Consider the following 10,212-nt stretch of genomic DNA (forward strand, 5'->3'; position numbering starts at 1 on the left):
GGGGGATGGCAGCTGATAGGGCATACCGCCATTAAGTTGTTTGATCCCCGCCGGGATGAACCCATCCTGTTACGACCAGGAGATACCGTGCGCTTTGTACCGCAGAAGGAGGGAGTATGTTAACTATCATTCGTGCCGGTATGTACACTTCCGTCCAGGACGGCGGTCGTCACGGTTTTCGCCAGTCAGGAATCAGCCACTGTGGGGCGCTGGATAAGCCCGCATTGAACGTTGCCAACCTGCTGGTGGGCAACGATGCAAATGCCGCTGCGCTGGAGATAACGCTCGGCCAGTTGGTTGTGGAGTTTGACGCAGATAGCTGGTTTGCCTTGACCGGCGCGGGGTGTGATGCACATTTAGACGGTAACCCGGTGTGGAGCGGATGGCGACTGCCGGTGAAGGCTGGACAACGCCTGACGCTAAAACGTCCGCAACATGGCATGCGCAGTTATTTGGCAATAGCGGGTGGCATTGATGTTCCCGAGGTCATGGGTTCGTGCAGCACCGACCTGAAAGTCGGCATCGGTGGTCTGGAAGGGCGTCTGTTACGCGATGGCGACAGGCTGGCGGTGGGCGTTTCCACGCGACGGTTCAGCGGACCGCAGGGGGTAAAACAGCTCATGTGGGGGAACCGCATTCGTGCGTTACCCGGACCTGAGTATCATGAGTTTGATGAAGCTTCGCAGGCGTCATTCTGGCGTTCGCCATGGCAACTCAGCCCGCAGAGTAACCGCATGGGGTATCGCCTGCAGGGACAACCGCTAACGCGCACTACCGATCGAGAACTGTTGTCGCACGGTCTGCTTCCCGGCGTGGTGCAGGTGCCGCATAACGGCCAGCCTATTGTGCTGATGAACGACGCCCAGACCACGGGGGGCTATCCACGCATCGCCTGTATCATTGAGGCGGATATGTACCATCTGGCACAAATTCCCCTCGGCCAGCCAATTCATTTTGTTCAGTGCTCGCTGGAGGAAGCGCTAAAGGCGCGTCACGACCAGCAGCGTTATCTGGAACAATTAACATGGCGACTTAACGATGAAAATTGATCTGAATGCAGACCTCGGTGAAGGCTGCGCAAATGACGCCGCGCTGCTGCAACTGGTGTCTTCTGCCAACATTGCCTGCGGATTTCACGCCGGCGATGCGCAAACCATGCTGGCAAGCGTGCGTGAAGCGTTAAAAAATGACGTAGCAGTGGGGGCGCATCCCAGTTTTCCGGATCGGGAAAACTTCGGCCGTAGCGCCATGACCCTGCCCGTCGACACGGTTTACGCCCAGACGCTGTATCAAATCGGTGCGCTGGCGGCGATAACCCGGGCGGAAGGTGGCGTGATGCGCCACGTCAAACCGCACGGCATGTTGTACAACCAGGCCGCCAGGGATCCACAGTTAGCCGATGCCATCGCCAGGGCGGTACATGCCTGCGATCCGTCGCTGGTGCTGGTGGGGCTGGCGGGTAGCGAACTGATTCGGGCCGGCGAGCATTATGGTCTGCAGACGCGTCAGGAGGTGTTTGCCGATCGCGGCTATCAGGCGGATGGCAGTCTGGTTCCGCGTAGTCAGCCGGGGGCGCTGATTGAAGACGAAGAGCAGGCGTTGGCGCAAACCTTACAAATGGTGCGGTCCGGGAGAGTAAAAAGCCAAACCGGAGAATCGGCCAACGTCACGGCACAGACGGTCTGTATTCATGGTGATGGTGAGCACGCACTCGCTTTTGCCCGCCGTTTGCGCAGCGCGTTTAATGCATGCAATATTGAAATTAGCGCATAAGATTTACCATACAAAACAATAATATATTACACAACAACATAAACTCTAAATAATTCGAGTTGCAGGAAGATGACCAGTGAGTGAGTTCCCAGGCGCTTACAGAAGTAAGTGACTGGGGTGAACGAAGGCAGTCAACGCACCTGCAGCTTGAAGTATGACGAGTTTTAACAGGAATGAATTATGGAAGAGGTAATTTCTCTTTGGCCATTGACGGGGATCGCCGTCATCGTGGTCGGATTTCTTTTACGTTTTAACCCGGTATTGGTGGTTATCATTGCCGGGATCGTCACCGGGTTGGCGGCGCATATGCCGATCGCCACTATCCTCGAAAAACTGGGTGAAGGTTTTCTCAACACCCGCAACCTGCCGTTTATCTTATTGATTCCACTGGCGGTCATCGGCCTGCTGGAGCGCCATGGCCTGAAAGAACGCGCCCAGGCGTGGATCGCGAAAATCCGTAGCGCCACCAGCGGCCGTTTGCTGATTGTCTATCTGTTTATTCGTGAAGCGACCGCCGCGCTGGGACTAACCAGTCTGGGGGGGCATCCGCAAATGGTGCGTCCGCTGCTGGCGCCGATGGCAGAAGGGGCCGCTGAGAAAAATCACGGTGAACTGCCAGGCTCTGTACGCTATCGCCTGCGTGCGATGTCAGCGGCGACCGATAACGTTGGGCTGTTTTTCGGCGAAGATATCTTTGTTGCCTTTGGGGCAATCATCTTCATGCACAACTTTATGCTGGAGTCCGGCGGGATCCAGACCGAGCCGTTGCACATTGCCCTGTGGGGGATCCCAACGGCGATTTGTGCCTTCCTGATCCACGGTGCGCGCTTGTGGCGGCTGGATAGCTATCTGCAACGAGAAGTCGCGAAAGCGAATGCCGCAGCGAAAGGAGAAGCGAAATGAATTTTCAGCAAAGCTATCTCTACTGGTTGGCGGGTTCGGTCTTGTTGATTGTGGCCGTGATGTCCTGGCAGGACAAAGCGAACCCCCGGCGTTTAACCACCGGTCTGTTCTGGGGCGTGTATGGTCTACTGTTTTTGCTGGGTGACTGGACCTATTCACTGTTTGGCGATAAACGTACGGTGCATATCGCGGTGGGTATCGCGGTGGTCGTACTGGCGCTGATCGCCGGTTTTGGCGGCGTGAAGCTCGGCAGCTACCATCAACGTACGCAACAACAGCGTGAAGAAAGCGCCAGTCGACTGGGCAACCGGCTGTTTTTCCCGGCGCTGGCGATCCCGGTGGTCACTGTTGTCGGCGTGCTGATGTTCAATCATATTCCGGGTTTACAGAATGCGCTGTTTGGGCCGGGGAATCACGCCACGCTGGTGACGCTGTTTTCAATGACCGCCGGTTCGCTGATTGGTCTGGCAATGGCGGTTAAAATGACCCATGAGCGGGCACATCAGCCGATTCAGGAAGCGCGTCGTCTGCTGGACTCCATCGGCTGGGCGTTCATTCTGCCGCAAATTCTTGCCACGCTCGGACTGCTGTTTACGGCGGCGGGCGTCGGCAGCGGCATTTCGTATCTGACGCAGGAATATCTGGCGGTGGACAGCCGCTTTATTGCGGTAGCGGTATATACCATCGGTATGGCGTTGCTGACCATGATTATGGGTAACGCTTTCGCCGCCTTCCCGATTGTGACCGCCGGGATTGGGATTCCAATTCTCGTCTTGCAGCACGGTGGCAATCCGGCGGTGATGGCGGCAATTGGTATGTTCTCCGGGTATTGCGGAACGCTGATGACGCCGATGGCGGCAAACTTTAACATCGTGCCAGCGGCGCTGCTGGAGCTGCCGGATAAAAACGCGGTGATTAAAGCGCAGGTGCCGACCGGCATCCTGCTGTTGCTGGTGAATGTGTTCCTGATGTATTTCCTGATGTTCCTGTAAGGAGGAAGGATGAAAACGGTATTAATCACCGGATTTGAACCCTTTGGCGGCGAGACAGTTAACCCTTCCTGGGAAGTGGTCTCGGGGCTCGACAATGCTATCATCGCTGGATGCCGCGTCGTGGCGCGCCAACTGCCGTGCGTATTTGGCGAATCTCTGGCAGTGCTCAATAGTGCGATTGATACGCTGTCACCGTCGCTGGTGCTGGCGGTCGGTCAGGCCGGAGGTCGTACAGACATCACCGTTGAACGCGTTGCCATCAACGTGGACGATGCGCGTATTGCGGATAACCGTGGCCAGCAACCGGTAGATGAACCGATTGTGGCCGATGGCCCGGCGGCGTGGTTCAGCACACTGCCGATCAAAGCCATGGTGGCGGCCATGCGCAGCGCTGGTATTCCGGCATCGGTTTCGCAAACCGCAGGTACCTTCGTCTGTAACCACGTGATGTATGGGCTGCTGCACAAACTGCGAGATACGCCGACGGTGAAGGGGGGATTCATTCATATCCCTTATCTTCCACAGCAGGCCGCAGCCCATCCCGGTGCGCCAAGTATGGCGAGTGATACGGTGCGTCGTGCGCTGGAAATTGCCATCGTCACGGCGTTACAGGTGGAGCGCGATATCGCCGTGACGGGCGGTGCAACACATTAACAAAGGACAGTATTATGCCTGAAGGCCCGGAGATCCGCCGCGCGGCGGATACCCTGGAGGCGGCAGTCAAAAGCAAACCGTTGACGGATGTCTGGTTTGCCTTTGAGCAGTTAAAACCGTATCAATCTCAACTGATTGGGCAGCGTATTACCCAGCTCGAAACGCGGGGTAAAGCCTTACTCACCCACTTTTCCAATGGTCTGACGTTATATAGCCATAATCAACTGTACGGCGTCTGGCGGGTAGTGGATACGGGGAATATCCCGGAGACTACCCGGGTGCTGCGCGTCAGGCTGCAAACCGCCGATAAAACTATCCTGCTCTATAGCGCGTCGGATATCGAAATGCTGACGCCAGAACAGCTCACTACCCACCCCTTCCTGCAGCGGGTGGGACCGGACGTGCTGGATCTGCACTTAACGCCCGCTGAAGTCAAAACACGTCTGCTGTCATCGCGTTTTCGCAACCGGCAGTTTTCCGGCTTGCTGCTGGATCAGGCGTTTCTTGCGGGATTAGGTAACTACCTGCGGGTAGAGATCCTCTGGCAGGTTGGGCTGACGGGTCAACATAAAGCGTCGCAGCTGAGCGAACAACAGTTGGACGCGCTGGCGCAGGCGCTGCTCGATATTCCGCGTTTATCCTATAACACTCGTGGACTGGCTGATGAGAATAAGCATCACGGGGCGCTGTTTCGCTTTAAAGTCTTTCACCGCGACGGTGAAGCCTGCGAGCGATGCGGTGGGATTATTGAAAAAACGATGCTGTCGTCAAGACCATTTTACTGGTGTCCGGGTTGTCAGAAATAACATAACATGACGCGGTCCCGGTGATGCAGAGGGATATGTCGAATAAGATCACCTGAATCTCTCAAGGTGATGAGCAGGAGTGGAATATGGATGTTAATCGTTTTTTTTGTACCGCCTTACTTATCGCAACAGCCGGTTTCTTTGCCGCGTCGGCCAGTGCTGCTGAATCGGTAGCCCCTCAATGTGAGTCCGGGCCGCGGGATATGGAATATATTTATGAACACGGAGCCCAGACTCGTTGTTTTTATCCTGCCATGACGCTGGAAGAAACGTATCAGGCACTGAGAAAAGCACGGTCGGACCGTCAAAACCTGACACCCACGTTGACCCCAGGTAAGGATCGTAAAATAGAAAATCTTGGGGATACGGATCTCGTGGAATATGTCTGGAAAGGCAAAAACAATCTGCATATTACGCAGAATTTTCCGGGTGGTATGACCGAGTTTATGTTTACCGTGGATAAATCCGGAACGACCGTGACGGAGATTGGGCACCCGGATTAACGCCCCGCGTTAAGACGGCGGTTTTCGCGGCGCATGTGCCGAGATAAAGCGGGCGATGGCCGGCCCAGTGAGCAAAATGCTGAACAGCCGCAGGGTTTGCATCGCCATGATCAGCGCCATATCGGCGTGGCTCCCTGCGGCAATTACCGCGACGGAGTCCACTCCGCCTGGGCTGGTCGCCAGATAGGCAGTGAGAAAATCTATCTGCATGTAATGCGCCAGTCCCCAGGCCATAGCGGCGCAAATCGCCATCAGTGAAAAAATGGACAACAGGATCTGTGGCAACGGGCGCAGCGCCATAAAAAAGATCTGCTTGTCAAAACCGAGACCAATTTGCCAACCGATGGCCATATAGGCTACCGCCAGCAGCCATTCCGGCAGTTCAATCACCATCACGCCGCCTGCGTTCAGCAGCGCGCCAGCCAGCATCGGCAGCAGCATCACGCCTGAAGGTATACGCAGTAAGCGTCCGGCAGTACCAGCCACCACGGCCAGCAACAGGGTGCTGAACAAATTGCTGCTCAGCGGCGGAAACCAGACCATTTGCTCGCTGACCGCTTGCGCCCGATCGCCCATTACCAGTCGGGTGACCAGTGCCGCAGCGCCAACCACCAATAGCACCCGCAGATACTGCATAAACGCCACCAGACGGATATCGGCGCCATATTCCTGGGCCATAGCAACCATTGCCGCCGCGCCGCCAGGTGAAGATCCCCACGCGCCGGTATTGCCCGGCAGCTTACTGTAGCGAACCAACAGCCAGCCTATTGCGGTGCTGGAGATAAGGGTCGCCAGCAGGATGGCAATCACCATCGGCCAGTGTGCCGCCAGCGTTGTAAAAATGGAGCCGGTGAGGTTTTGCGCAATCATGCAGCCGAGAATGGCCTGCGCAGCAAGAAAGGTACAGCGAGGCGGGGGCAGGGCAATGCCACGCAAACTGAACAATATGCCAACGATCATTGAACCGAGCAGTAGCGGTCCCGGGAGATGGATAAACAAAAAGAGCAGGGAAAGAAGTAATGACAGCACAAACAATGCGGCCCACTGCAAAACAGGCATCCCATGCTCCTGAGTATCATTAAGTAACACTCAGTAAATCATAGAGAAAGCTGGATGAAAACAACGGGAGTCAAGAAAAAGAAAGAATGTGCCGGGCATAGCAAGATGCGGATTATCCGGCCTACGGAAATAAAAACGTAGGCCGGATAAGCGATAGCGCCATCCGGCAGAGAATTAGCGCTTAATATCAGCCTTAAAATCACGCTTGTCGTAGCCGGTGTACAGCTGACGAGGACGGGCGATTTTCATGCCGTCGGTGTGCATTTCGTTCCAGTGAGCAATCCAACCAACGGTACGCGCCATGGCAAAGATCACGGTGAACATGGAAGACGGAATGCCCATCGCTTTCAGAATGATACCGGAGTAGAAGTCGACGTTCGGGTACAGTTTCTTCTCGATGAAGTACGGGTCGTTCAGCGCGATGTGCTCAAGCTCCATCGCCACTTCCAGCAGATCATCTTTAGTGCCCAGTTCTTTTAGCACTTCATGGCAGGTTTCACGCATCACGGTGGCGCGTGGGTCATAGTTTTTATAAACACGGTGACCAAAGCCCATCAGGCGGAAAGAGTCATTTTTGTCTTTCGCGCGGCGCACAAATTCAGGAATGTGTTTAACCGAGCTGATTTCTTCCAGCATCTTCAGTGCGGCTTCGTTTGCGCCGCCGTGTGCCGGTCCCCACAGGGAAGCAATACCGGCAGCGATACAGGCAAACGGGTTAGCGCCAGAAGAGCCCGCGGTACGTACGGTAGAGGTTGAGGCGTTCTGTTCGTGGTCGGCGTGCAGGATCAGAATACGGTCCATTGCGCGTTCCAGAATCGGATTCACTTCGTATTTTTCGCACGGCGTGGAGAACATCATGTTCAGGAAGTTACCGGCGTAAGACAGGTCATTGCGCGGGTAAACAAACGGCTGGCCGATGGAGTATTTGTAACACATTGCGGCCATGGTCGGCATTTTGGACAGCAGACGGAAGGCGGCAATTTCACGATGGCGCGGATTATTCACGTCCAGAGAATCGTGGTAGAACGCAGCCAGCGCCCCGGTGACACCGCACATCACGGCCATCGGGTGGGAGTCGCGGCGGAAACCGTGGAACAGACGGGTGATCTGCTCGTGGATCATGGTATGGCGAGTGACCGTGGTTTTGAACTCGTCGTACTCTTCCTGCGTCGGTTTTTCACCGTACAGCAGGATATAACACACTTCCAGATAGTTAGATTCGGTTGCCAACTGGTCAATCGGGAAGCCGCGATGCAGCAAAATACCTTCGTCACCGTCGATGAACGTAATTTTGGATTCGCAGGATGCGGTAGAGGTGAAACCTGGGTCAAAAGTAAACATGCCTTTTGAGCCAAGGCTACGAATATCAATAACGTCCTGACCGAGCGTGCCTTTTAGCACATCCAGTTCGATAGCAGTATCACCGTTTAGAGTGAGTTTTGCTTTAGTATCAGCCATTTACGGTCTCCTTAGCGCCTTATTGCTTAAGACTACTCAGGTGAGATCTGTTTCAACTCATCAATTAACCGTTACCACTTTGTTATTCGGCTCGCCGCTCTGCGAAGAGGAGAAAACCAGGGTACAGAGCAATGGGCGCTTGCAGGTAAATCAGTTAACTCATGGTGAATTAGCAACAAATCAACAACTTAGCAATCCGAATTATTAAACCTGTCTACACTAATAACTGTCCTGAATTCATTGGTCAACCTTTCCACACTGTTACATAACTTACTCATCGGTGAAAGAGTGACCCCATAACTTTTACGCATTATATGCTTTTTCTGGTGTCGTTTGTAACAAGTTTGTTTAATGATTGTCAAATCAGATGATTAAAAATTAAAATAATGTTGTTATCGTGACCTATGTCACTGTTCGGGATAAAACCCGACAAACTATATGTAGGTTAATTGTAATGATTTTGTGAACGTCCTATACTGCCGCCAGGTCTCCGGAATACCCTGCAATCCCGAGCCAACCAGCGTTGTAACGTGTCGTTTTAGCAACTGGAAGCAGTGTTTTATATGACGCGTAGTTATAGTAAGGACGCTGTCTGACCCGCACGCAGACCGGAGGAAGGAAATCCCGTCGTCTTTCAGGCAACAGGAGTCTTCATCTTCTGTACCCGAAGTCTAAAGGGAATAATAAGAACAGCATGTGGGCGTTATTCATGATAAGAAATGTGAAAAAACAAAGACCTGTCAATCTGGATCTGCAAACGATTCGGTTCCCAATCACGGCGATAGCGTCCATTCTCCATCGCGTATCTGGAGTGATCACCTTCGTGGCGGTCGGGATACTGTTGTGGTTATTGGGTACCAGCCTTTCCTCCCCTGAAGGTTTCCTCGCGGCGTCTTCCATTATGAATAACTTCTTTGTGGAGTTAATTCTGTGGGGAATTCTGATAGCGCTGGCCTACCACGCCGTCATGGGCATTCGCCATCTGTTGATGGATTTTGGCTACATCGAAGAAACCCTCGAAGCAGGGACACGTTCTGCCAAAATTTCTTTTGTTATCATTGTCGTGCTTTCACTTCTCGCAGGAGTCCTCGTATGGTAAGCAACGCCTCCGCATTAGGACGCAACGGCGTACATGACTTCATTCTGGTCCGTGCTACCGCTATCGTTCTGACGTTATACATCATCTATATGGTCGGCTTCTTCGCCACCAGTGGCACGCTGACCTGGGAAATCTGGACCGGTTTCTTCTCATCGGCATTCACCAAAGTCTTCACCCTGCTGGCACTGTTTTCTATCTTGATTCATGCCTGGATTGGCATGTGGCAGGTGTTGACCGACTACGTTAAACCACTGGCCGTGCGCCTGATTCTGCAACTGGCGATTGTCGTTGCACTGGTGGTTTACGTCATTTATGGATTCGTTGTGGTGTGGGGTGTGTAATGAAACTGCCAGTCAGAGAATTTGATGCTGTTGTGATTGGTGCCGGTGGCGCAGGTATGCGCGCGGCGCTGCAAATTTCCCAGAGCGGCCAGACCTGTGCGCTGCTCTCCAAAGTGTTCCCAACCCGTTCCCATACCGTTTCCGCGCAGGGTGGCATCACCGTTGCGCTCGGTAATACCCATGAAGATAACTGGGAATGGCACATGTACGACACCGTTAAAGGGTCGGATTACATTGGTGACCAGGACGCGATTGAATATATGTGTAAGACCGGCCCGGAAGCGATTCTGGAACTGGACCATATGGGCCTGCCGTTCTCGCGTCTTGACGATGGCACTATCTATCAACGTCCGTTTGGTGGCCAGTCGAAAAACTTCGGCGGCGAGCAGGCGGCACGTACTGCAGCAGCAGCTGACCGTACCGGTCATGCGCTGTTGCACACGCTGTATCAGCAGAACCTGAAAAACCATACCACCATTTTCTCTGAGTGGTACGCGCTGGATCTGGTCAAAAATGCCGATGGCGCAGTGGTCGGTTGTACCGCGCTGTGTATCGAAACCGGTGAAGTGGTTTACTTCAAAGCCCGCGCCACCGTGCTGGCGACCGGCGGCGCAGGCCGTATTT

General features: G+C 54.0%; 13 protein-coding genes. 11 read left to right on the plus strand and 2 right to left on the minus strand.

Features of this window, described 5'->3' with window-relative positions; translation table 11 throughout:
- The 8 genes from FDX01_RS24010 to FDX01_RS19300 all read left to right on the plus strand — a co-directional run.
- The coding region (locus FDX01_RS24010) for a carboxyltransferase domain-containing protein (RefSeq protein WP_249361028.1) at positions 1 to 123 on the plus strand (123 nt) is incomplete at its 5' end.
- A complete protein-coding gene (pxpC, locus tag FDX01_RS19270; RefSeq protein ID WP_115259062.1) occupies positions 117 to 1,049 on the plus strand; it encodes a 5-oxoprolinase subunit PxpC in 933 nt (310 codons plus the stop codon). The genes FDX01_RS24010 and pxpC, both read left to right, overlap by 7 nt.
- Positions 1,039 to 1,773 (plus strand): 5-oxoprolinase subunit PxpA, encoded by a 735-nt coding sequence (gene pxpA, locus FDX01_RS19275; RefSeq protein WP_137400303.1) that lies wholly within the window; start codon positions 1,039 to 1,041, stop codon positions 1,771 to 1,773. The genes pxpC and pxpA overlap by 11 nt, the downstream gene beginning before the upstream one ends.
- A gap of 180 nt (positions 1,774 to 1,953) precedes the next feature.
- Complete coding sequence (locus FDX01_RS19280; RefSeq protein WP_096757850.1) at positions 1,954 to 2,676, plus strand: DUF969 domain-containing protein; 723 nt, start codon at positions 1,954 to 1,956, stop codon at positions 2,674 to 2,676.
- Positions 2,673 to 3,668 carry a DUF979 domain-containing protein gene (locus FDX01_RS19285; RefSeq protein WP_137400304.1) on the plus strand — a complete coding sequence of 332 codons (996 nt, stop codon included), beginning with the start codon at positions 2,673 to 2,675 and terminating at the stop codon, positions 3,666 to 3,668. Before FDX01_RS19280 ends, FDX01_RS19285 begins: the two co-directional genes overlap by 4 nt.
- Positions 3,669 to 3,677: 9 nt before the next feature.
- Positions 3,678 to 4,322: a pyroglutamyl-peptidase I gene (gene pcp, locus FDX01_RS19290; RefSeq protein ID WP_135912384.1), complete on the plus strand. Its 645-nt coding sequence runs from the start codon at positions 3,678 to 3,680 to the stop codon at positions 4,320 to 4,322.
- A 14-nt stretch (positions 4,323 to 4,336) separates the two neighbouring features.
- Positions 4,337 to 5,128 (plus strand): endonuclease VIII, encoded by a 792-nt coding sequence (gene nei, locus FDX01_RS19295; RefSeq protein WP_137400305.1) that lies wholly within the window; start codon positions 4,337 to 4,339, stop codon positions 5,126 to 5,128.
- Positions 5,129 to 5,214: 86 nt separating this feature from the next.
- Complete coding sequence (locus FDX01_RS19300; protein WP_137400306.1) at positions 5,215 to 5,631, plus strand: hypothetical protein; 417 nt, start codon at positions 5,215 to 5,217, stop codon at positions 5,629 to 5,631.
- Positions 5,632 to 5,640: 9 nt separating this feature from the next.
- On the opposite strand, the gene FDX01_RS19305 is transcribed toward FDX01_RS19300, so the two are convergent.
- Positions 5,641 to 6,690 (minus strand): AbrB family transcriptional regulator, encoded by a 1,050-nt coding sequence (locus tag FDX01_RS19305; RefSeq protein WP_137400307.1) that lies wholly within the window; start codon positions 6,688 to 6,690, stop codon positions 5,641 to 5,643.
- A gap of 174 nt (positions 6,691 to 6,864) precedes the next feature.
- Positions 6,865 to 8,148 carry a citrate synthase gene (locus FDX01_RS19310; RefSeq protein WP_115259051.1) on the minus strand — a complete coding sequence of 428 codons (1,284 nt, stop codon included), beginning with the start codon at positions 8,146 to 8,148 and terminating at the stop codon, positions 6,865 to 6,867.
- Positions 8,149 to 8,842: 694 nt separating this feature from the next.
- Here FDX01_RS19310 and sdhC point away from each other — a divergent pair.
- The 3 genes from sdhC to FDX01_RS24015 all read left to right on the plus strand — a co-directional run.
- A complete protein-coding gene (gene sdhC, locus FDX01_RS19315) occupies positions 8,843 to 9,247 on the plus strand; it encodes a succinate dehydrogenase cytochrome b556 subunit (RefSeq protein WP_161959010.1) in 405 nt (134 codons plus the stop codon).
- Positions 9,241 to 9,588 carry a succinate dehydrogenase membrane anchor subunit gene (gene sdhD / locus FDX01_RS19320; RefSeq protein ID WP_115259050.1) on the plus strand — a complete coding sequence of 116 codons (348 nt, stop codon included), beginning with the start codon at positions 9,241 to 9,243 and terminating at the stop codon, positions 9,586 to 9,588. Before sdhC ends, sdhD begins: the two co-directional genes overlap by 7 nt.
- Positions 9,588 to 10,212 (plus strand): FAD-binding protein (locus tag FDX01_RS24015; RefSeq protein ID WP_249361024.1); only part of this gene is annotated, 625 nt, incomplete at its 3' end. The genes sdhD and FDX01_RS24015, both read left to right, overlap by 1 nt.

It is taken from the genome of Citrobacter sp. wls613 (assembly GCF_005281195.1).
GTDB lineage: Bacteria > Pseudomonadota > Gammaproteobacteria > Enterobacterales > Enterobacteriaceae > Citrobacter > Citrobacter gillenii.

Excerpts from the sequence above, each read along its gene's own strand:
- pxpC (WP_115259062.1), top strand. The coding sequence starts at position 117 with ATGTTAACTATCATTCGTGCCGGTATGTACACTTCCGTCCAGGACGGC.
- pxpA (WP_137400303.1), top strand. The coding sequence starts at position 1,039 with ATGAAAATTGATCTGAATGCAGACCTCGGTGAAGGCTGCGCAAATGAC.
- FDX01_RS19280 (WP_096757850.1), top strand. The coding sequence starts at position 1,954 with ATGGAAGAGGTAATTTCTCTTTGGCCATTGACGGGGATCGCCGTCATC.
- FDX01_RS19285 (WP_137400304.1), top strand. The coding sequence starts at position 2,673 with ATGAATTTTCAGCAAAGCTATCTCTACTGGTTGGCGGGTTCGGTCTTG.
- pcp (WP_135912384.1), top strand. The coding sequence starts at position 3,678 with ATGAAAACGGTATTAATCACCGGATTTGAACCCTTTGGCGGCGAGACA.
- nei (WP_137400305.1), top strand. The coding sequence starts at position 4,337 with ATGCCTGAAGGCCCGGAGATCCGCCGCGCGGCGGATACCCTGGAGGCG.
- FDX01_RS19300 (WP_137400306.1), top strand. The coding sequence starts at position 5,215 with ATGGATGTTAATCGTTTTTTTTGTACCGCCTTACTTATCGCAACAGCC.
- FDX01_RS19305 (WP_137400307.1), bottom strand. The coding sequence starts at position 6,690 with ATGCCTGTTTTGCAGTGGGCCGCATTGTTTGTGCTGTCATTACTTCTT.
- FDX01_RS19310 (WP_115259051.1), bottom strand. The coding sequence starts at position 8,148 with ATGGCTGATACTAAAGCAAAACTCACTCTAAACGGTGATACTGCTATC.
- sdhC (WP_161959010.1), top strand. The coding sequence starts at position 8,843 with ATGTGGGCGTTATTCATGATAAGAAATGTGAAAAAACAAAGACCTGTC.
- sdhD (WP_115259050.1), top strand. The coding sequence starts at position 9,241 with ATGGTAAGCAACGCCTCCGCATTAGGACGCAACGGCGTACATGACTTC.